The 20759-nt window shown below is 42.6% G+C and carries 25 protein-coding genes and 2 pseudogenes; 15 read left to right on the top strand and 12 right to left on the bottom strand.

Annotation, left to right across the window (positions count from 1 at the left end):
- Positions 1 to 48: 48 nt before the first annotated feature.
- Positions 49 to 318, bottom strand: a complete 270-nt coding sequence (locus tag F6J99_RS17445) for a hemolysin XhlA family protein (protein WP_293113994.1) — start codon at positions 316 to 318, stop codon at positions 49 to 51.
- 451 nt (positions 319 to 769) lie between these two features.
- Here F6J99_RS17445 and F6J99_RS17440 point away from each other — a divergent pair, with 451 nt between their 5' ends.
- The 6 genes from F6J99_RS17440 (at position 770) to F6J99_RS17420 (ending at position 7020) form a co-directional block, all read left to right on the top strand.
- On the top strand, positions 770 to 2542 hold the full coding sequence (locus F6J99_RS17440) for a class I SAM-dependent methyltransferase (RefSeq protein WP_293113993.1): 1773 nt from the start codon (positions 770 to 772) through the stop codon (positions 2540 to 2542).
- Positions 2543 to 2780: 238 nt separating this feature from the next.
- On the top strand, positions 2781 to 3545 hold the full coding sequence (locus F6J99_RS17435; RefSeq protein ID WP_365973544.1) for an RRXRR domain-containing protein: 765 nt from the start codon (positions 2781 to 2783) through the stop codon (positions 3543 to 3545).
- A gap of 72 nt (positions 3546 to 3617) precedes the next feature.
- Positions 3618 to 3857 (top strand): hypothetical protein, encoded by a 240-nt coding sequence (locus tag F6J99_RS45625; protein WP_365973542.1) that lies wholly within the window; start codon positions 3618 to 3620, stop codon positions 3855 to 3857.
- Between the two features lie 75 nt (positions 3858 to 3932).
- A complete protein-coding gene (locus F6J99_RS17430; RefSeq protein WP_293113992.1) occupies positions 3933 to 4703 on the top strand; it encodes a class II aldolase/adducin family protein in 771 nt (256 codons plus the stop codon).
- Positions 4704 to 4892: 189 nt separating this feature from the next.
- Positions 4893 to 5642 carry a CmcI family methyltransferase gene (locus F6J99_RS17425; protein ID WP_293113991.1) on the top strand — a complete coding sequence of 250 codons (750 nt, stop codon included), beginning with the start codon at positions 4893 to 4895 and terminating at the stop codon, positions 5640 to 5642.
- A 181-nt stretch (positions 5643 to 5823) separates the two neighbouring features.
- Positions 5824 to 7020: an LL-diaminopimelate aminotransferase gene (locus tag F6J99_RS17420; protein ID WP_293113990.1), complete on the top strand. Its 1197-nt coding sequence runs from the start codon at positions 5824 to 5826 to the stop codon at positions 7018 to 7020.
- Positions 7021 to 7152: 132 nt separating this feature from the next.
- On the opposite strand, the gene F6J99_RS17415 is transcribed toward F6J99_RS17420, so the two are convergent.
- Positions 7153 to 7392 (bottom strand): hypothetical protein, encoded by a 240-nt coding sequence (locus F6J99_RS17415; protein ID WP_293113989.1) that lies wholly within the window; start codon positions 7390 to 7392, stop codon positions 7153 to 7155.
- A 343-nt stretch (positions 7393 to 7735) separates the two neighbouring features.
- Between F6J99_RS17415 and F6J99_RS17410 the strand changes: the two genes are divergently transcribed.
- The 3 genes from F6J99_RS17410 (at position 7736) to F6J99_RS17400 (ending at position 10571) form a co-directional block, all read left to right on the top strand.
- A complete protein-coding gene (locus F6J99_RS17410; protein WP_293113988.1) occupies positions 7736 to 8221 on the top strand; it encodes an SET domain-containing protein-lysine N-methyltransferase in 486 nt (161 codons plus the stop codon).
- A gap of 68 nt (positions 8222 to 8289) precedes the next feature.
- The gene (locus F6J99_RS17405; RefSeq protein WP_293113987.1) at positions 8290 to 9018 is read left to right on the top strand and encodes a class I SAM-dependent methyltransferase; all 729 of its coding nucleotides are present in this window, start codon (positions 8290 to 8292) and stop codon (positions 9016 to 9018) included.
- Positions 9019 to 9245: 227 nt separating this feature from the next.
- Positions 9246 to 10571 carry a hypothetical protein gene (locus tag F6J99_RS17400; protein ID WP_293113986.1) on the top strand — a complete coding sequence of 442 codons (1326 nt, stop codon included), beginning with the start codon at positions 9246 to 9248 and terminating at the stop codon, positions 10569 to 10571.
- Here F6J99_RS17400 and F6J99_RS17395 read toward each other — a convergent pair.
- Positions 10537 to 10716 (bottom strand): hypothetical protein, encoded by a 180-nt coding sequence (locus F6J99_RS17395; RefSeq protein ID WP_293113985.1) that lies wholly within the window; start codon positions 10714 to 10716, stop codon positions 10537 to 10539. The genes F6J99_RS17400 and F6J99_RS17395 overlap by 35 nt on opposite strands.
- Complete coding sequence (locus F6J99_RS17390) at positions 10701 to 11045, bottom strand: hypothetical protein (RefSeq protein WP_293113984.1); 345 nt, start codon at positions 11043 to 11045, stop codon at positions 10701 to 10703. Before F6J99_RS17390 ends, F6J99_RS17395 begins: the two co-directional genes overlap by 16 nt.
- A gap of 10 nt (positions 11046 to 11055) precedes the next feature.
- Here F6J99_RS17390 and F6J99_RS17385 point away from each other — a divergent pair, with 10 nt between their 5' ends.
- Positions 11056 to 11199, top strand: coding sequence for a hypothetical protein (locus F6J99_RS17385; RefSeq protein WP_293113983.1), 144 nt, complete (start codon positions 11056 to 11058; stop codon positions 11197 to 11199).
- Positions 11200 to 11246: 47 nt separating this feature from the next.
- Here the strand turns inward: F6J99_RS17385 and F6J99_RS17380 are convergent, their stop codons facing one another.
- The 3 genes and pseudogenes from F6J99_RS17380 to F6J99_RS17370 all read right to left on the bottom strand — a co-directional run bounded on the left by F6J99_RS17380 (position 11247) and on the right by F6J99_RS17370 (position 13010).
- Positions 11247 to 11831: a VWA domain-containing protein gene (locus F6J99_RS17380; protein WP_267876633.1), complete on the bottom strand. Its 585-nt coding sequence runs from the start codon at positions 11829 to 11831 to the stop codon at positions 11247 to 11249.
- A gap of 57 nt (positions 11832 to 11888) precedes the next feature.
- Positions 11889 to 12740 (bottom strand): annotated as a pseudogene (locus F6J99_RS17375) (extracellular solute-binding protein); the annotation flags it as partial.
- Between the two features lie 72 nt (positions 12741 to 12812).
- Entirely contained in the window at positions 12813 to 13010 is a 198-nt protein-coding gene (locus F6J99_RS17370; protein WP_229424154.1) for a hypothetical protein, read from the bottom strand.
- A gap of 132 nt (positions 13011 to 13142) precedes the next feature.
- Between F6J99_RS17370 and F6J99_RS17365 the strand changes: the two genes are divergently transcribed.
- Both F6J99_RS17365 and F6J99_RS45620 read left to right on the top strand, forming a co-directional pair.
- Positions 13143 to 13460, top strand: a complete 318-nt coding sequence (locus tag F6J99_RS17365; RefSeq protein ID WP_293113982.1) for a hypothetical protein — start codon at positions 13143 to 13145, stop codon at positions 13458 to 13460.
- Positions 13461 to 13580: 120 nt separating this feature from the next.
- Positions 13581 to 13793: a hypothetical protein gene (locus F6J99_RS45620; RefSeq protein WP_365973536.1), complete on the top strand. Its 213-nt coding sequence runs from the start codon at positions 13581 to 13583 to the stop codon at positions 13791 to 13793.
- Positions 13794 to 13953: 160 nt separating this feature from the next.
- On the opposite strand, the gene F6J99_RS17355 is transcribed toward F6J99_RS45620, so the two are convergent.
- The 3 genes from F6J99_RS17355 to F6J99_RS17345 form a co-directional block, all read right to left on the bottom strand.
- A complete protein-coding gene (locus tag F6J99_RS17355; protein WP_293113981.1) occupies positions 13954 to 15063 on the bottom strand; it encodes a hypothetical protein in 1110 nt (369 codons plus the stop codon).
- Positions 15036 to 16304 (bottom strand): tetratricopeptide repeat protein, encoded by a 1269-nt coding sequence (locus tag F6J99_RS17350; RefSeq protein ID WP_293113980.1) that lies wholly within the window; start codon positions 16302 to 16304, stop codon positions 15036 to 15038. The genes F6J99_RS17355 and F6J99_RS17350 overlap by 28 nt, the downstream gene beginning before the upstream one ends.
- A gap of 357 nt (positions 16305 to 16661) precedes the next feature.
- Positions 16662 to 16853: a hypothetical protein gene (locus F6J99_RS17345; protein WP_149031328.1), complete on the bottom strand. Its 192-nt coding sequence runs from the start codon at positions 16851 to 16853 to the stop codon at positions 16662 to 16664.
- A gap of 126 nt (positions 16854 to 16979) precedes the next feature.
- Here F6J99_RS17345 and F6J99_RS17340 point away from each other — a divergent pair, with 126 nt between their 5' ends.
- Positions 16980 to 17159: a hypothetical protein gene (locus F6J99_RS17340; protein ID WP_149031329.1), complete on the top strand. Its 180-nt coding sequence runs from the start codon at positions 16980 to 16982 to the stop codon at positions 17157 to 17159.
- A gap of 203 nt (positions 17160 to 17362) precedes the next feature.
- Complete coding sequence (locus F6J99_RS17335; protein WP_293113979.1) at positions 17363 to 17620, top strand: type II toxin-antitoxin system ParD family antitoxin; 258 nt, start codon at positions 17363 to 17365, stop codon at positions 17618 to 17620.
- A gap of 399 nt (positions 17621 to 18019) precedes the next feature.
- Here the strand turns inward: F6J99_RS17335 and F6J99_RS17330 are convergent, their stop codons facing one another.
- Together F6J99_RS17330 and F6J99_RS17325 are read right to left on the bottom strand one after the other, a co-directional pair.
- Positions 18020 to 18232 carry a hypothetical protein gene (locus F6J99_RS17330; RefSeq protein WP_293113978.1) on the bottom strand — a complete coding sequence of 71 codons (213 nt, stop codon included), beginning with the start codon at positions 18230 to 18232 and terminating at the stop codon, positions 18020 to 18022.
- A gap of 1162 nt (positions 18233 to 19394) precedes the next feature.
- Entirely contained in the window at positions 19395 to 19541 is a 147-nt protein-coding gene (locus tag F6J99_RS17325; RefSeq protein ID WP_293113977.1) for a hypothetical protein, read from the bottom strand.
- Between the two features lie 203 nt (positions 19542 to 19744).
- Here F6J99_RS17325 and F6J99_RS17320 point away from each other — a divergent pair.
- A pseudogene (locus F6J99_RS17320) lies at positions 19745 to 20704 on the top strand (solute carrier family 23 protein); the annotation flags it as partial.
- Positions 20705 to 20759 lie beyond the last annotated feature (55 nt).

Here is a 20759-nt window from a genome sequence, read left to right as displayed (position 1 = left end):
TCTAAATCCGTAACCTCTGCTGGCTCCAATCCATCCTTTGAGAATAAATTAGGGGTTGCCTGAAATCACAACACGACCAACAGCTACCAGAAAACCGCCAACTGCTGTGACCAAAATGCCGATCAATGTCCAAATTTGTGCCTTGGTTGAACCTTTTAATTCTTTGACATCCGTTGCAATCGCGTCTACTTGTGTCTCTACTTTTATTAGTCTTTCGTTTATCTTATTGACATCTTTTTGAAGGCTGTCTAGCTTCCCGTTTATGTCTTTTAAGACTTCCTCTAAGGAGTAAGTAATTGTTATGGGTGTCTCGCTCATGGGTTAAACTCCTATTATAGATATATTTTTCTGTTCTCCCCTAGTTGTCTGCTAGGGGACTGTTTTTATTATCCACTTTCTGTTCTGAGTGAAGCCTCTGCAGCTCCTTCCACTGCATTCGAGGAGGAGCCTCGTAACTATGAATAGCGCTCAGCTTCCCTTCCCCTCACTGCTGACTCCCTTCTTGGTTGCCAAATTTAACTAAATTTAACAAAGTTTAAATTTATCATTAAATTAAGCATTATATCAATAAAATACAGTTAATTATTGTAATAAAGTTAATCATTGATAAATGATTAACTGGCAGGTGACGGCTGAAAGTTGACGTCATTTCAGACACCCTTGACTTTTGTTGCCAAATCTTGAAATAATAAAATCTGATTGTAGAATAGCTTAGAGTTGTTCTGTGATTTTGACTGATTTGGTCTTAATCCTCACATAATTTTTTTCAATGAAAATCCAGTATAAATCTCTCGAAAACCCTACATCCTTGGCAAGTGAGCGTCACTCGCCACACGATCAAAAATTTGTCGCTCCGCCACTGGATGATAAGTTTTACGCCGAGAGTTATGAGTTACGCAAGGCAGCTTCGACCATGACAGTTGCTGCCATTGAGTGGTTCCGCAATAATGTAACAGTATTACTGGAGGGAAGTTATTCACGCTCACACCAAGACGATACCTTCTCGGTACTCAGTATTGGCAGTGGCGAAGGTGATATTGATCTTGAAATTATACAGAGCCTGATTCCCAGGCTTAATCCACGGTGGAAGCAGTTAAACTATGTCGCACTTGAACCAAACCCGATCCATCGCGGACGCTTTCTAGAACGACTCGACCAGGCATCTTTCGGCGAAAACGTAGAGGTGTCCGTGCGTGATGAGTATTTTGAACCCAGTAAGTTTGAAAGCCAACAGAAGTACGATTTGGTTCTGTTGACCCACGTTTTATACTACTTTGACGAGCCTTACCAAGCGATACAGAGCGCCCTAACTCAAACCAAGGAAGGCGGACAAGTAGTCATTGTCCACCAAACAGCTACAGGTATCCCTCAAATCCAGGGCGAGCATATGCTCGAAGCCAAAGGGAATCAAAATGAGATGTTCACTGCAGAGGACATTAGAGGCTTACTGGATACTAAATCCCATCCGCATCAGTATCACCATGTCGATGCTCGCTTGGATGTAACTGAATGCCTCCAAGGCTTGGAAAATGGTGTCAAAATTATGTCCTTTTGTATGGAATGCGATTTGCGCCAGCTTCAGGAAGCCAAATTTTTCAAGATTCTCCAGGCATTTTGGCGGTTGGCTGAGATTGAAGACAGTGGTAAAGCGTTTATAAATGAACCGATTGGGGTTTTTGTATTGCCAGCTCCGAGTGTTACTGTTGAACAAAGAAGTCCAGAAGACCAAGATCCAGTAATTGATTATTGGCAGCTTGCCCAGCGTTTCGACTGGTCGGGTACTTTCTTATCACAATATCATCGAAGAAAATCTTCGTCTGATCTCAGATTACTGGATGTTGCCTGTGGCACAGGGCGCTGGTTACAAGCTTTTAGTGACTATATCCAACTTGATCAAGAAATTGATAATGTTGTCTACGATTGCTTAGACCCTTGTGGGAGTTCAATTTCTCAAGCGAGTAATAAAATCAATCTTCCTTTCCAGCAAGGAAACCAACATGTTAATACAATTCAAGGAGCAAAGCTAGAAAGTAATGCTTACGACCTGTTGTGGTCGATGCACGGCTTTTATATGATTCCACGCCAAGACTTGAAACCTGTGTTGAAAAAGTGTGCTAGTTTGCTCAATGATACGGGAGTGGGATTTATTGCTTTAGCTACTCGTAAATCGTTCTACGTGGATTTCTACGAGCAATACCTGCAAATTTTTAAAGATGGAAAAGGCGAAGGATTTACCTCGGCTGAAGATATCATCGAGAGTCTGGGTGAATGTGGGATTCAGCATCAAGTCCATAGGATATTCTATGAAGAGCCAATCAAGGCTGATGACTATGCAGCCTTAGAGCATTACATCAAGAATGAGGCAACAGTTAACTGCTTTAACAAGGATAAGGAAGCAGAGCAGTTATCTGAATCAAAAAATATTACCTTGGAGGATTTGCTGTCTCATCCAGAGATGGAACTATACCTAAACTCATTGCTCAGAAACTCCGTGTATTACTTTCCTGAGGAGATATGGCTGATTTCATTTAATGCTAATTAATCTAGGTGGAACTGTCAATAACCCCACCCTGTTGAGGGATGGGGCTTGCATAAACAACCAATTATGCGTGTTTGACTAGACCATTTGAGCCGAATTTTGGAACGAACGCTTGGATGCTTCCCCAGTTCAAGTCTCTTCAAGACTGTGTTGTCAGTCGCTGTTAGACAGGACATCTTAAATTCGGTGGTCCAGGGGACGGGCCAAGTGCCCAAATACTTTTCTCGTGAGGTTTATCACCATGTTACGAGTTGCAGTTATTTCACCTGATGGCAAGCCATTGATGCCCACAAAAGCTTCTCGTGCTCGTCGTTGGCTTAATCAAGGTCTTGCCGTTGTTTACCCAAACGATCTAAATGTTTTTGCTGTTCAATTAGTTAACCAACCGTCTGGAGAACAAGTCCAGGACATTGCTGTTGGTATTGACCCTGGAAAGATGTTTTCTGGCATTGCTGTTCAGTCAAACAAAGCCACTCTTTGGACGGGACATTTAGTTTTGCCATACAAGAAGGTTCGCAAACGCATGGATACTAGACGAATGATGCGAAAAACTCGCAGAAGTCGTCGAATAGATCGCAGGGTACCTTACTCTCAAAGGTCTCATAGACAAAAGCGATTCTCAAACAGAGTAAACAAAAAGGTACCTCCTTCAATTCGAGCAAATCGCCAGTTAGAGCAAAGGGTGGCCAAAGAGCTTAGCCTTTTATACCCAGTAAAAGCTATTGTCTATGAGGTAGTCAAGGCTAGAGGAGACAAAGGTTTTTCCCCTGTAATGGTAGGCCAATACTGGTCAATATCTCAGCTAGAAAAAATAGCCCCAGTGACTCAGAAACAAGGCTGGGAGACTGCCCTAAAAAGAGAAGCTCTAGGACTGGTCAAGGACAAAACCGATAAAAGTCGGCAGTCACTCAACACTCATGGGGTAGATGGGATAGCTTTAGCTGCTACTCATTTCTTCCGTCGCAAGAATTACTATCACAACAAAGGCAAATTGAGTGTTCCATAAAACTGCAATATAACTAACGCTTTGTTATTTGTGATTAGACGTGCTCCTATAAGTCGTCGTCAATTACATCTGTTGAATTTTCGTGCATGTGGAAGACGACGTAAATACGGAGGAACCACCACTAGTCATGGTTTTCGTAAAGGAGACTACGTTGAGGCTGTTAAAGCCGGGAAAACCTACCGTGGGTGGGTTAGCGGCGAGACAGTAAAACAGGTTTCCGTTAGCGATATCAACTGGAAAAGAATCGGACAGTTCACAGCCCGGAAAGTCCGGCTTTTAAAACGTTCAACGGGCTTAATTGTCAACCAATAATTAGAGGCGCGGCTTTCCTCCCCACCAAAAGAGAAGGATGGGGTATCCAGCCGCGAATAATTGATGAATACAAAAATGAGCACCCTTAAAACCAGAGAAACTTTAACTAAGTCCTACTGTCAGGATGAACAAAACTTGCGCGAAGACCTGGCTGCTGCTTACCGCTTGATTGACTACTACGGGATGTCAGACATGATCTACGGTCATATTTCCCTGCGCATTAATGAGGAACCACCAATATTTCTCCTAAAACCGCATTATCTATTTTTCGATGAAGTATGTGCATCAAATTTGGTCGCAGTTGATGGCAATGGTAATAAAATCAACCCTACAGACGCGGACATAAGTCCAGCAGGATTCACTATACACAGCGCCATTCATTTAGAACGTCCTGATGCCAATGTAATCCTACACACCCATAGTGTTAATGGGATGTCAGTTGCTGCTATGAAAGAGGGGCTGTTACCCCTTGACCAGATATCGATGGCGTTCTACAATCGCATTGCCTACCATGACTATGAGGGGATATCATTTGACCTCGATGAACGCGATCGCATCTTTGCATCGATCGGACAAAAGAAATTCCTGATAATGAGAAACCACGGGCTTTTAACTGTGGGTCGAACCGTTGCCGAAGCGTTCTACTATATGTATTATCTCAACAAAGCCTGCGAGGTTCAAGTCAATGTGCTTCGTTCTGGTGCTACGCCTAACATTCCACCACCGGAAGTTTGCGAACATACAGCACGCCAGTATGAAGAACCCAGCTATTACGATGAGATCTTAGGCAACTGGAAAGCCAATCGCCGTTTACTCGATCGGCTCGATCCCTCATATCGTGATTAGTAGTCTTTGATTGAGGAATCAGAACAAAACAAGTCCGGAAAATATGGAATCAAAATGCTGAACTGCCAGCCCATTGTTTCCGGTCTTATTTAACTTACGATCCTAAAGGTCAATCTTGATAACTTTATTGACTAAGTTAAAAAAAAAATTATAGAACAGATAGCTTATAAAATTAAAAGGTGAATTTAAATGGATTATCAAAGTGTTGTCCAAGAAGCAAAACATAAGCATGAACTTTCAACAGCAGACCGTTTTATTAAAATATCAGACCGAGAAGAAAAATGCGATCTTCCTAAATCAGCTTGGGAAAAATTATTTACAAAGAGTACCACTTTGCAAACCTGGAAAGGAATTATTTTATCTAAAGGTGTGATGGAAATTGCCCTATATCCCATGCTTTTGTATGAATTGCAACCAAAAACAATTATTGAAATTGGTGCATTCAATGGAGGAAGTGCAGTTTGGTTCGCTGATTCTCTAGAAGTAATGGGAATTAAAGGCAAGGTCTATGGAGTTGATATCGATATTTCCTTACTTGATGAGAAAGCAAAAGCTGATTCCAGGGTACAATTTTTACAAGGGGATTGTAATAAACTTAGTGAAGTTTTCTCCCCAGAAACCTTAGCAGGGTTTCCTCATCCTTGGTTGATTATAGAAGATGCTCATGTCAATCCAGTTGCAGTTGTTGATTATTTTCACAATCATGGCTTGCAAACAGGAGATTATATGATTGTAGAAGATACTAACAAATACTTATGGGAATATTGGAGTCAAAACTGGGAAGATGACAATGAGGTTGAAAAGGGAAACCAGAAATTGGATGAGTTGACGAATTGGTTGATGGAGCATGAAGACCAGTATTTGGTGGATACTTACTACCAAGATATGTTTGGTTATAATGTCTCAAAGAACTGGAATTCAATGTTAAAGAGATTTTAAATAAAAAGATTTTAAATTAGTTACCAATTAGCTTAATAATAAACGGTTAAATTAGTAACATTTGCATACCAGATATGGACATTGATATCTGGTATACTTGCCTTGAGTTCCCTAACCAATAGTTCCAGATTTTCAGCTTCATACAATTATAAGTATTGAAAACATAACTAAAAACTTAAATATGACTACAACAAATCCGAATCTGAGGAAATTGTTTGTTTCTGATACCTTCGCCGATATGGTTAAAAACAAGCTAATGAAGAAGATGGAAGCTCATCAAGCATCCAATCCCCAAAAAGAACTATACATTATGGCCTGGGGTGACACAACTCAGCCCTTACCACCAAAAGTGGTTGACGCTTTAGTTGATGCTGCCACTAAGCTAGGAGATCGCTCAACCTATACAGGATATGGGGAATTTGACGGAAATATTAAGCTGAGAGAGGCGATCTGCAACAACTACTACAAGCCTCGTGGAATTGACCTAAAACCAGAGGAGATTTTTGTCAGTGATGGGGCGCAGTCAGTTACTTTTGGCCTTCAGGATCTCTTTGGTCTAGATAATGTGATTGCCCTACAAGACCCGATTTATCCCCCATATTTAGAAGCAAATCTGTTGGCAGGTAGAAGTAATATTATCTACCTAGAGTGCAACGATCAGAATAATTTTGTTCCAGATATTCCTACATCCAAGGTAGATATAATTTACCTATGTTTCCCTAATAATCCTACAGGAGGAGTTGCCACTAAAGAACAACTCAAAGTTTTTGTTGACTATGCCATAAGTCACAAGTCTGTGATTATTTTTGATGCTGTTTATAGTGCTTTTATTACCGACCCTAACATTCCTAGAAGTATTTATGAAATAGAAGGTGCAACTGAATGTGCCATCGAAGTTGGTAGTTTTTCCAAAACGGCTGGATTCTCTGGATTAAGATTAGGTTGGTCTGTGCTTCCGGTTGCCCTAACCCTTGAAAGCACTGTAGCAGGAGAGCTGAATGAAATGTTTAGAATTGGTCAATCTATCCGGTTTTGGGGTGCTTCTAATTTAGCACAACAAGGGGGCATTGCGGCTTTGTCCGAGCAGTGCCAAGAAGAATGCCAAGAAATTGTTAACTATTACCTGGACAATGCTAGAATCCTCAAGGAAGGTTTAGAAGCTTTTGGACTGACTTGTTTTGGTGGCAGTAATAATCCCTATATATGGGTCAAAGGAGCGGAGGGAATGAGTTCTTGGGACGTCTTTAACCAACTGTTGTTCAAAGCAGGGATTGTTGGGGTACCTGGTAGCTTATTTGGTCCGAGTGGTGAAGGTTTCTTACGTCTAAGCACTTTATGTAGCCGAGAAGATATAGAAAAGGCGATGGAGAAGCTTTAAATCAAGCTTTAATATCATGTTAGGTTGAACACTTATAAATAGTAGGGAACAGGGAACAGGGAACAGGGGATGAGGAGGGAGATTACCTACTACAAGGAAGCTATATTTTTTTTAACTGATTATCTGAACATACTATAAATTAGTAAACAGCCTCTGAGGCTTAATTCGTAATTCTGTTGCGTTCGCGTAGCGTGACATGCACGGGCTTTGCCCGACGCTTCGCGAACGGTCAATCGCGTATGGCTTTGTCTTTACTTTTATTAGTGTTTCGTTTATCTTGTTGACATCTTTTTGAAGGCTGTCTAGCTTCCCGTTTATGTCTTTTAAGACTTCCTCTAAGGAGTAAGTAATTGTTATAGGGGTCTCGCTCATGAGTTAAACTCCTAATTTATTATTGGTCATTTCATATATCCTTGAATTGTGTTGCCAAATTTTTAAATAATACCAAATCATTGTAGAATAGCTTAGATCGGTAATACTGCATCCAACTAATTTGGCTGAGGTAATTATAACATTTTTGGCAGTTATGAGGTACAGTATTCTTTGAGGCTGACTCTCTGTCTTGATGCAGTCGCTCATGGGGGGAACCCCCAAGACCGCGCTGCATCGCTTAAAACCATCTTTACTATTGCTAGCATGCCTATTGCCTTTTGCCTTAAAAGGATAAGCAATGTTGATCAAAAGTTACTGATAATTGCTATCTATGGATGACTTGGTGAAAAATTATATCCCTGAAAAACCCCTAAAAGTTGCATCATGGGCCGAGCTCCGGGAGTGTCGTAAAACTGGGAGCAAATCCCTACACACCACTGTCGAGTTTATGCCCGGACAGGTAATCTGTAAATTTGGCGCAAAAAAGATCCTAGATCGCCCTAATTATTTAACCGTCCAAATTGGCGATTGCCAACATATTATGCTCGACCCAGAGTTTTTGCAGTATCTCAATCATAGCTGCGCTCCCAATGTATTTTTCGCTCCGAGCGATCGCGTTGTGAGAGCCATAACTAAAATTAAAATTGGCGAAGAACTGACTTTCTTTTATCCATCAACCGAATGGTCGATGGATAGAGGATTTGATTGTATTTGTCAAAGCAAAGATTGCTTGGGTACTATTCGAGGTGCCGCCTACTTACCCTTAGATACTTTAACAAAATACAAACTCGCGGAGCATATACAACAGCGCTTGCTTAAACAATATTGATTTCCTAAAATTTGCTTTATAAACAGTTTCAATCAACAGTCTCAAATAAAATTAGGAAAGCTACCACTATGAATAAATACGATAACATTGCCGAGTATTATGACTCCACTATGAAGAGTGGGTATTACGACTATCCGAAAGAAGCTCAGTCCCTGGACTCTATCCTCAAAGGTCGGAAAAAACTTCTCGAAATAGGGGTGGGAACGGGATTGCTTGCAGAAAAACTGCTGGAATTAGATCCCAGCTATGAGATAACTGGAATAGATTTTACTCCTGCTATGTTAGACCGGGCTAAAGCTCGTTTGGGAAATCGGGCAAAGGTAGTAGAAGGTAATGTGTTATCAATGGATCTACAAGAATCTTTTGATGGGATATATTCCCATGGGGGTCCGGCAGGTGTATGTCGGGTTGGTAACGATTACCACTTATACAGTTTTCTGCCCGATTTTGAGGACACTGTTAAAATGTTAGACAATATTGCCCGCCATTTAGTTGACGGAGGCTTGTTTGTACTTAATATTCAAGCAGAAGAAATTGATGCAGATGGCGAGCAAGACATTGGCAACGGTATTGTTTACGCTCAGCAAAAGCATCTGTCTTTCCTAGAGAATAAAGAAATGTACTTTTGGGAAACAGACTATCGTTTCAAAAAAGAAGGTAGAATAGTTGCTAGCGATCGCCATAAGTTCTTAATGGTGTACGGCCAACTTCTAGAAGATACGATGAAGGCGGCAGGTTTTAAGTGGAAAGAGGCGACTCCCGACGATTTATATATGGTTTACCAGAAAATGATGTAATATCAAGTTCGGTTGAATACCCATAATAAAAGGATGGGGAGATGGGGGAGATTTTTATTAAGCGATGCAGCGCGGTCATGGGGTTTCCCCCATGACCGCGCTGCATCAAGACAGAGTAATTATCCTGAAATGATATAAAAGCAAGTTCGAGTGCGACGCAACGATAACAACTTATTCATAACAATTAATATTTGCCAGTAAGTACCTGGACATAAATAAACGAAACTGTGTTAACTTTTGTAAAGCTGCCAAAATTTCCTCTGTTCCCTGTTCCCTTTTCCCTGTTCCCTATCTCGACAGTTAAACCTAATTTTGTCCGACTACTTAGCATGATATCAAAATACGATAACAATCAAGAAATAAAAGATGGGTGGCGAGATGATGTAGCTGAATTTAGAAATTGGATGAAAATTATTCCAACTATTCCTGAGAAATTGTTCAAGATTGCCAGTGATATTCCCACCCCGGCACTTGTGTACGACCTAGATGCCATCACTGACACTGTAACGGCTTTACGAAACGACCTCAGAGAAATTCCGAATATTGAGCTTTGTTTGGCTGTTAAAGCAAACCGCTGCCAATCTGTGTTGCGTCATATGGCTAAACTTGGGCTAGGAGCAGACATTACCACCATACAAGAGCTAGATGCTGCCATAGCAGCAGGGCTGTGGCCAATCTACTCTACAGCACCAGGCTTCTCAGTTGCCGACCTTAAGCGTTTGGCAACTGAGGGTGTGATTCCAGATTTATGCAGTCTGTCTCAGTTGCGTGTCTGGTGTGAAAGCGCTAACCCAGACAAAAGAGTTGGGCTTCGACTTCGCCTTCCTTTTCACGAAGATTCCAAGGCTAAGAATGTAGTAACCAGGTGGAGTAGATTTGGAGTTGATCCAAAAGATTCCGGTCTACACAGCCTAATACAAACCCATGAGCTTGAGGTCGTCCATCTTCATGTTCATGAAGGTGAAACTTTTTCAGAAGCAGATCTACATCAGACCCTTGATTTGCTAGTATCTTGCTTGGAAATCTTTCCTAAAGTTGAAGTGCTCAATCTCGGCGGCGGTTGGGCTTACCTGTTCCATCTGCAAAAACCTGAAGCACAACGGGTTTGGAATTTAGTAAATAAAACCATTACTCGTATCAACAACCAGCGCCAGCAACCCGTGCGGCTTGTGATTGAGCCAGGAATGCTATTGACTATGATGGCGGGCTACCTGGTTGCGGAGGTCAAAGCAGCAGACGATCATCCCTCTGGGCATCGCATTGTGGTTTTGGATACCTCTGCTTGGAACTTGATGTTCTGGGCACCACGTCCAGCAGTTGCTCAGATCCCTTTCCGAGAAGGACCGATGTTCGTCCATGACCTCGCAGGTTGTACCTGTTATGAAACAGATTATTTTTGTCTTAACGAAAAGATGGCAAGAATAGAGGTTGGTGACCGCGTGATCCTGAATGCATCGGGTGCCTACACCAGCAGTGTGGCACGGAGTCTGCATGGACTACCAATACCGAAAGAGTTTGTCATTCGCGATAACCTTCTATGCCTGGTTGAGTGATCAAAGGTGAAATAACAAAACGACCAACAGCTACCACAAAACCGCCAACTGCTGTGATCAAAATGCCGATAAATGTCCAAATTTGTGCCTTGGTTGAACCTTTTAATGCTTTGATATCCGTTGCGATCGCTAAAAGCGATCGCATGCGAATTGAATAGTAGAAAGTAGCTCCATTTCTGTGGTAGCAAGGGCAAGTTTTTCCGATTCTGAGCGCAGGCTTTCTGCTTTTTGAGCAATCAGTTGAGCCTGTTGTCGTACCTGTTGTAATTCCCTTTCCAAAGCAGGGTTTTGTAGGGTCGGGGGTCGTTGACTTTCCTTTTGCTTAAGAACAGTGGCACCAGCTACTGTGACCACTCCTGCTAGGGGTATAGCAATGGGGCTGGGAAGTCGAGCAACTCGTACTGCGATCGCTAGGAATACACCTCCTGCTAAGACCGCTAGGGGATAATGAAGAGGATTTGCAAAGGTTAACATGGGTTGCCTCATGGGTAATCAGCGACTGATAATTTACTTAAACTGTATAGCGTTTTTCATAACTATTAGGTACACAGGATTTTTTCACTCTTGCCTCTTGCCTCTTGCCTCTTGCCTCTTGCCTGCTCCCTGCTCCCTGCTCCCTGCTCCCTAAAACCAAGTAATTTGTACCTCATTCAATTGATAACTGCTACAATTGACTTAAAACTCAACTTGTAAATCTGCGATCAACTTAGAAATCGTTTCGGGATTGCCCTGACGATAATAGCCCCCATTTACTTCAGCAATTGTTTGCAGTACTTTAGGATTAAACTCTCCTTTTCCACCATACCCAACGGTAAAAAAAGCAATACTTTCATCCGCCTCAAAGTTACTGGTTTGTAATTCTTGGGATAGGCGTTCGAGAGTAATTTCCGAGCCAGAATCCTCACCATCGGTCAAAATCAACACCGCATTAATCGCGTCTGTTTTAAAATTTTGTTTTAACCAGTTCCGAGCAAAAAGAGCACTATCATATAATCGAGTTCCTCCCCCAGCTTTCAGACTACCGATAAATTTTATCCCCTCAGCTTTTCCTTGGGGTGTGCCTTCCACCATAAAGGGCTGCTTAATCTCATTACTGAAAGGAATAATCGCTATCTTTTCCCTTGAACCGATATTCTGCACGTAGTTCAGTAACGTATTCTGCACAGCCGAGAGTTTCTCACCTCTCATAGAACCGGAAACATCTACGACTAAAGCAACTTGGGAAGGTTTTTTGGCGTAGCTTTGCCAACTTTGCAACATCGCTTCTACCACTTCCGGTTTAGGAGGACGGTAGGAATCGTATTTAGGATTAGCTTGTACCCCAAATTCAGGGGAAAACTTACTACCAAGGGGCACCCCTGAAATCCCTGGACGTAAGCCCAAGTCTACCGCAATTTTTTGGGTTTCTGGTTGCCGTAGGAATTCAATAACTTTTTCCCCTGCTGCTTTCTCTTTTTCACTCACCCATGGCGCATTGGGGAAGATGGCGCGGATGTTGGAACTGAAGGTAGCGGAAGGATAAACCGCTTGATAGTTAACCGTATTATTACCTTGGCTGTTGGCACTAATCACTAAGGATTCGTAGACAGAGCCCACAGAAGCCCAAAACGGACCGTTGTTCACCATCGATTTCGCTAAGGAGCCCGTAGATTTTCCGTAACGGGTGATTTTATTTTGGATTTTCTGAACCCGATCTTGGTATTTTTTTACATCAGCTATGGTCAGTTCTTGAGGACGCTTACCGGAAACCGAAGCAAATTGAGCCACTAGGGTTTGCAAGCCAGAATTAGAACGGGTTGGGGCGGTGTGAACGTAGGTTATTGGTAAAGGAGCCGCCTTGGGGTCTAGATCCTGGTGATTTTTCGCCTCTACCAAGGAAACATAGAGATCGTCCACTGCTGCTAAACTTCCGGCTAAATCAGCTTGGGTCATAAAAACCATTGGACTGTAAGCAAGCAGAGGTGATTCAGTTAAATCTGGGATATAGTTTTGTCCTGGAAAAATTTTATTAATCTGGAATATCAGCTGACTCTGGTAAATTTCTCCATCGACAGAAATTAACGTAGGAAATTGGGAATCTTCAGGAGCGATCGCACCGGATTGCAATTGTTTAGTAAGATTAAGAACTTCCTCCACCACATCCCCACTTCCTTTAGTATCGCAGGTTAGATAAAAGGGAGTACCATCCTCTAGTTTAGGTTGGGAGTTATTGAGTTTGCTAGCAGCGCGATTGACCGAAGGTCACGCTACGCGATCGCAAAAATCTTTTAAGTCACTCCCTGCCAGAAAGCGAATTTCTAAACCTCGGTTAACTGTTTGGTTGATCGTTTGACTATTTTGACAAGCACCAAGGAGCAAGAGAACAGAAGATACCGGTACCAAAGAGAGTTTCCAAGAGATTGAAGTAAAAATCTTGGGGAGATTGCTATAATTAAACATCACACATCCCTTAGTTGTTGAATCTAAGATCAAGCACCAATTAAATGATAACACGTTTGCTTCACACAAAAATCTGTTAAAATGGTAGTTTTTTATGGGGTGTGATAAGATAGAATAGGCTTCCAGTATTTGGTGAAATTTTTTCCTATGGTTCAGCAAATTACTCCCACCACCGATGACATCTTATATCCCGAAAGTGACGGCAAACCAATGGCCGACAATACCCTTCAATTTGAACTAATTACTACCATTAAGTATGGCCTAGAAGTCCACTTCAAAGATGACCCCAATGTGTTTGTCGCTGGGGATTTATTGTGGTATCCAATACAAGGACAACCCAAAATCAACCAAGCCCCGGATGTGATGGTAGTTATCGGTAGACCCAAAGGGCATCGGCGTTCTTACAAGACCTGGGTTGAAGATAACCTTAATCCCCAAGTCACCTTTTAAATTGCCTCAGAAACTAACACCATTAAAGAATTAGAAGAGGATAAACTCAAGTTTTACCGGAGCCATGGAGTAGAAGAGTACTATCTCTATGATCCAAATAGAGCCAAACTAAAAGGCTGGTTGCGTTCAGCCGAAAAGTTAGAACCAATCCCCCAGATGCTGGGTTGGGTGAGTCCCCGTTTAGGAATTACCTTTGAGTTAGTAGCATCGGAATTGGTGCTGTATTATCCCAATGGTGAGCCTTGTCTTGATGCAATAGCGAGTGGGGTTTCCCCCACTCGCTATTGCATCAAGAGAGCCAAAGGGATAAATCCCGAGGATTTTGACCTGTAAGCTATTTGATTGATAAGTTGTTGGTTGCTACTATTTTGTTTAGTCGTAGTTTGTCCCACTGTGGGCAGGGGTGTAATTAGCCCTACTGAGATCAGACTAACTAGAGCTGTTGCCCAAATTTTTGGCCTTTTTAACTTAGTTGAAACCATACCGATACCCCCTAATTCACATCCAGAGCCGCCTCTAAAATTTCACTTTTCTGCTGTTCTAGTTGACGCACTTCTGATTCATCCCCTAACGCCCGATAACTGACTTGGGCTTTTTCCAACCACTGTAACGCTTCATCTTTACTGTCAAGAATTAGGGTAATAATTACTAAACGCTTTTGTATTTCCGCTTGACTGTTTAAATTTGAGGCTGCTTGAGCCAGTTCTAAACCTTTGAGGTAACGCTCCTTTGCCAGTCGATTTAATGCCACTTCTGTGTAGGCATCCCCTAGCAATTGATAGGTAGCTACCAAAGTATTACCATCTTTGATGCTTTGTTCAAGTATATCAATGGCATCATATTTCAAGTCTTTGCTGAGGTAAAAATGGGCTAGGGCTAAGGTATTTGCTTTTTCACTTAACTGTTTTTGCTGGAGTTCCTCTACTTCTTTTAATAGGGTGTTGGCTTTCTTTTCATCAAGTATCCGAAAACCCAATACCCCTTCCTCTATAGAACGTTTCCCTTTGTCAGTTTCAACAATTAACCAATAATAACCAGGTGCTAGAGGTTGTTCCCCTGAATAAAGAATTTCTGTCTCCCTAGTGTAGGTTTTCCAGTCTAGATCTGATGCAAGTCCACGAATCCTAACAGAGTAACTTTCTGCACCTTCAACCTGATGCCAGCGTAGGGTGGGTCGGTTGTCGAGTAAGGATGTGTTCCTCGGACTTAATAGGTAAGGAATTTTTTGATTATTTGCTGCCCTAGTAGAAGCGGTATAATCCTCTGAGTGAATTATTCTACTATCTCCGGCGGTAGGACAGCCTTCATTAACGATGGATGTTTTTCCCGGTTCAGGTTTCCAGGTTGTCCAGTTGGAACACAGCACTTCAACCGTAGCATTTGAGTCTACCAACAGCCTATCTTCCCCCCTGAGTACATTACCAATAGAAGCTGGTTGAAAATTTGACCAATTGGGCTTCTGGAATTTGACTTGACCTGGAGGAGCCAAGGCGATAATTAGATTAAAGCTTCGTATTTGAGGCAGGGCAGGTTTGACGAAAGGGACTGCCACACCTAGCCCCAATGCAAAGGCAATTAAGGTTTTCCATTGTTTTGACCACATGATTGATTTTCCTCCTTTAATTTTTGATGAGCTAAGCCCAGCCACAGATCCTCATCAGGATTAGCACTTGACCCCAATTGACAACATTTTTGCCACTGGGTAAGGGCTTTGGTTTTCTGGTTTTGTCCTTGATAAACCTGAGCTAATAAGCAGTGGGCTGAACCGCGATTGCTGATTTTTTCAATACCTTCTGGACTACTGCCTAAAGAGACCGCGCTCCGGAGAATTGGTTCTGCTTGCTCCTCTCGCCCTTGCTTGAGTAAAGCCCAACCCAAGTTTTTCATCAGGTCGTATCGAACTTTGATGCTTGCTTGCCCAGCCCCGGCTAAACCTTTGAAGAGTAAGGGGATAGCTAAGGAGGGTTTGTTGTTAAGAATATGCAAGCGACCTAAGTTGTTATAAGCTTTAACAAAACCGCCTTTTACGGCGAATTGGTATTGAGTTCTGGCTTTGTCAAACTGTTGTAAATCTTCGTATACTACAGCTAAGTTGTAGTGAGCTTTGACATTATCAGGATTAAGGGCTAAGGCTTGCTGATAGTGGGCTTCAGCACTGGCGAGTTGACCCTTGTTATAGTTTTCAAAACCTCTTCTATTAGAAAAATTAGAAAAATTGGGCAGATAAAAGTGAAAACCTAGTAAGATTAGCAGTAATAACTCCGTCGCCCCGAGCTGGGCTTCCCCATGAAAATGCTTGGGAATACCCAGTCGGATTAATAATTTATCAAATCCTTCTTTTCCGGTTTCCGTTAGTTCGCTTATCGCTTGTAATAAGGTCAAAAGACTGGGAAAAGCAATTGCTACTGCTCCCGCAAATCCAGTGCCTGCTATCAGAAAACGAGGCAGAAGGTCGATTAACAAGCCAAGATTCGCCGTCCAGCCAGCAATGCTCAATCCTCGCCATAACCAATCCCACCATTGCCAGCGGGCAAGCTCCGTTTCTGTTTCTAAATGCCACCACCAAGCTGTGTCTGGGGGTTCCAAACTAGTTCGCCAGCTAGAAAAATCAATAACCTTGCTGATCTGCCAAGCATTTTGTTTGAGGCGCACATCCAAGGCAACAAGGGTTTTTTGTTGGTGATAAGAAGGGTAAACTTTTGCCTGACCAGTAGCGTGAACAAAATCCCTAGCATTTAAAACTGCAATAATTTGCTCTTCAGACATCGGTGATGCTGAATATTCCAAGTTATCAAGGGCTATTTCGTAAGTCTTGAGAGCCTCATCTAAGGGAGGAGTATTCATTTACTTTGTGGGTCAAAGATGTAAAAATTAAACTTAATAAACTTAATTGTTCTTGCAGCTTATATAGTTGATTTTATAGATTTGTACTACTAAGCTCGAAAAGCTTGACTGTAAGCAGTCAGCCGTCAGCCGTCAGCCGTCAGCCGTCAGCCGTCAGCCAAGGGCATAAGCTGATAGCTGATAGCTGATAGCTGATAGCTGATTTTTCAGTATATATAGACTTATCCGGCTAACCAGCAAAAGTTATGCAGGAAACTTTCAATACCAGGTTGATCTCCCACAGGACTTACCCACCAAGACCCTTAACATCCCGTTTCTCCTTATAAGTCAAAAGCTGAAATCGGTATATAGCATTTCTTAAATAGGTGAGGTACACAAGTTGTGGATTAATGGAAATAGGGAATAGGGAACTAGGGAATGACTTTTTTGAAGTGTCGTCTGTTGCTTGATGTACTTTTGCTGCTCCAATATCACCCATACCAACTGCTCCCTTGCCAGTTGTTTGAGGGCTTTTGGCTCTAGCTTGTTCAGTGCGAGTTTTCTGCTCATGCTGTTAGGTTACCGATTTTTTCAGTTTTGTCAACCCCCCTCACCTGAATTCTTACAATTAAACTTAATTGTTCTTCCAACTTATATATTTTATTTTATAGATTTGTACTACTAAGCTCGAAAAGCTTGACTGTAAGCATTCAGCGGTCAGCCGTCAGCGGTCAGCGGTCAGCGGTCAGCCGTCAGCCAAGGGCATCAGCTGATAGCACCTCAAGTAACGTGGCACAGGCTTTGGCCTTGGCCTTTAGGCCACGCGGGGCGCGTTTGGCCACGCTGTGCGAACGACGCTGTGACGTAGCGCATTAGCTGATAGCTGATCTAGGGGTAATTGCAGCTGGCTCACATTTTTTTGTTCCCGCTTTTTATTGTAGGGCGCAGGCTAAGTAGTAACAACCGTTAACATCAGCCTTGCAATTGGGTTGAGTGCGGGGCCAGTCTCTAGATTGACAATCCATTGGCAATTATTGACAATATAGCTATAAACAAGCAGTAAGTAACTAGGTATCCCAATGGACACAATGAATATTGCCCTGCCCTCGCAGATGAAAGAGTTTATTCAAGCTCAGGTAGCCTTAGGGGGTTATAGCAGCACTAGCGAGTACATTCGAGAGCTAATTCGAGCTGACCAAAAGCAGAAAACTAGATACGCCCTAGAAATGGAAATTCTCAAAGGACTAAGTAGCCCAGAGCCAACACCAATGACAGCTGACGATTGGGAAGATATTCGGGCCAATATCAGACAGCGGTTTGACCAATCCGGGAAATAACTGATACATAGGATAATTACAGCGTTTCTCATATTAATTAGGTACACAGGATTTTTTCCCGACTCCCTATCTCCCTATCTCCCTATCTCCCCACCCTCCCCACACTCCCGACTCCCGACTCCCGACTCCCGACTCCCGACTCCCGACTCCCTAAAAAAAATCGGTCAAGTTTGGGTTAACCCCAATCCTTGACCGAATTCTGTACTTTAACCTTCCACAAGTACAGATCAAAATCGATAATTTCAGACCTCAATTATGGCATGATTCCCGAGTTAGTCAGCAACTGCTGAAAAGCAATAACATCCCAACTCATTTTGCTTCATGCTGCTTCACCCTCCTTCACCAAACATCCTTGACAATTCCTGATTTGCCAGGGGGCAACCCTGGCAAACTCCTATCTTAATCTACGTAAAAGTATCGAATCAAAAAGGTCATAACCTCACCAGGCTTTCCCGTAGGCTCCGGAGTGCTCCACTCCTCCGGTTCCGCATACTTAAGGGAATAAATGGCATTAATTGTTTTGCGAACCTTTTCAGGAGAACCGATCAAAAGGAGCTTGGCTTTCTTGGGTAAGGCACCTTGGTTGTCGGAAGGAGGAAAATTGTTACTCATCTGAAATTATCTCTTGAGTTTGTTGACATTATTAATTTATCAACAAATAAATATATTGTCAAGGGGTTTTAGAAATTTTTTTTTATTAGGAAATCGGGAATCGGGAATCGGGAATCGGGAATCGGGAATAGTAATAAAATTAATCGTAGGGTGGGCAGTGGTTTATCCCAAAAATATTAGCTTATAATCGGTTTTAAACACTGCCCACCAACATCAAATTAACTATATTAAGGGTAGGGTGGGCAGTGGTTTATACGGATAAATCAGTTTGTAATCGGTTTTAAACACTGCCCACCGACATCAAATTAACTATATTAAGGGTAGGGTGGGCAGTGATTTATACGGATAAATCAGTTTGTAATCGGTTTTAAACACTGCCCACCGACATCAAATTAACTATATTAAGGGTAGGGTGGGCAGTGGTTTATACGGATAAATCAGTTTGTAATCGGTTTTAAACACTGCCCACCGACATCAAATTAACTATAAAATAGGAGTTATTTATCTATATTTTTAATAAGATTACTGGTCTGGTGGGCAGTGCCTAATAACAATTGAAAAGCTGACAATCCTGTTGGTTTGCACTGCCCACCCTACATCTACTTCTTCCCACTGGTTAGGTGGGCAGTGCCTAATACCAATTCAAAACCTCACAATCCTGTTGGTTCGCACTGCCCACCCTACATCTACATATATAGGTCTGGTGGGCAGTGCCTAATACCAATTCAAAACCTCACAATCCTGTTGGTACGCACTGCCCACCCTACATCTACATATATAGGTCTGGTGGGCAGTGCCTAATAACAATTCAAAACCTCACAATCCTGTTGGTACGCACTGCCCACCCTACATCTACATATACTGGTCTGGTGGGCAGTGCCTAATACCAATTCAAAACCTGAAAATCCTGTTGGTATCCACTGCCCACCCTACATCTACATATATAGGTCTGGTGGGCAGTGCCTAATACCAATTCAAAACCTCACAATCCTGTTGGTACGCACTGCCCACCCTACATCTATATTTTTGATAAGATTACTCCTCTGGTGGGCAGTGCCTAATACCAATTCAAAACCTCACAATCCTGTTGGTAAGCACTGCCCACCCTACATCTATATTTTTAATAAGATTACTCCTCTGGTGGGCAGTGCCTAATACCAATTCAAAACCTCACAATCCTGTTGGTACGCACTGCCCACCCTACATCTCTCTCCCCATCTCCCCATCTCCCCATCTCCCCATCTCCCCATCTCCCCATCTCCCCATCTCCCCATCTCCCCTGCCGATAAAGCAAATCGATAATTGCCATGAGTTTTTCTTAAGTTAAGGTACTTATTAATAAATTATTAATATTAAGTTAAGGGCTGATGTTTCTGGGGCTTGTGCCTTTGCCATAGACTTAAGTAAATGATTTTAGTAAGATCATTAAATAAATCTAATGGATGTATTTGCAGTACAGTAAAAAGTAGTTACCTACATGTAATGTAACAATTACCTAAATGTAATTTAACAATGCAACTAACTAACCAAATTCACTTTCGTAACATTAGGGGGGATATTTTTGGTGGCCTAACCGCCGCCGTTATCGCCCTCCCCATGGCTCTTACCTTCGGTGTCGCCTCCGGTGCTGGAGCAGAAGCTGGTTTGTGGGGTGCTGTATTAATCGGCTTTTTTGCTGCGGTATTTGGGGGTACTCCCACCCTAATTTCTGAACCCACTGGTCCCATGACGGTGGTGATGACAGCGGTAATTGCTAACCTTACGGCTGCTAATCCAGAAAACGGCATGGCTATGGCGTTTACCGTGGTCATGTTAGCCGGAATTTTTCAAATTCTGTTTGGCTTTCTGCGCCTAGGCAAATACATTACGTTGATGCCCTACACCGTCATTTCCGGTTTTATGTCGGGTATTGGAATCATACTAATTATTTTGCAAACTGCTCCTTTCTTGGGTCAAGGTAGCCCTAAGGGTGGCGTCATTGGCACAGTTACTAGTTTGCCCACACTGATAGCAAACATCAACCCGATTGAAACTGTTTTAGCGGTTTTGACGGTAGCAATTCTTGTTTTGATGCCCCGCAAATGGAAACGCATCGTACCCCCCCAGTTGGTAGCCTTAATTCTGGGAACAGTTTTGTCTTTGGTGTTTTTCTCTGGGGTAGATATTCGCCGTATTGGGGAAATTGCTGTTGGTTTGCCTAGTTTGCGTCTACCGGTGTTTACCACTCAACAGTTACAGTTAATGGTGGTTGATGCTTTGGTGCTAGCTACACTGGGCTGCATTGATGCATTACTAACGTCCCTGGTGGCTGATAGTTTAACCCGTACCGAACATGACTCTAACAAAGAGTTGATGGGTCAGGGTTTAGGTAATTTGGTATCCGGTTTATTTGGCGGTATTCCTGGGGCTGGCGCAACCATGGGAACTGTGGTTAATATCCAAACCGGGGGTAGGACTGCCCTTTCTGGAATCGCCCGTCTTGACGGTTAATGGTTGAGGCTTGACGGTTGACGGAGATTGGGTGACG

The organism is Moorena sp. SIO4G3 (assembly GCF_010692305.1).
Taxonomy (GTDB): Bacteria; Cyanobacteriota; Cyanobacteriia; order Cyanobacteriales; family Coleofasciculaceae; genus Moorena; species Moorena producens_A.
Note: the sequence above shows the minus strand (reverse complement) of the source record. Positions and strands in the feature narration are given on the sequence as shown.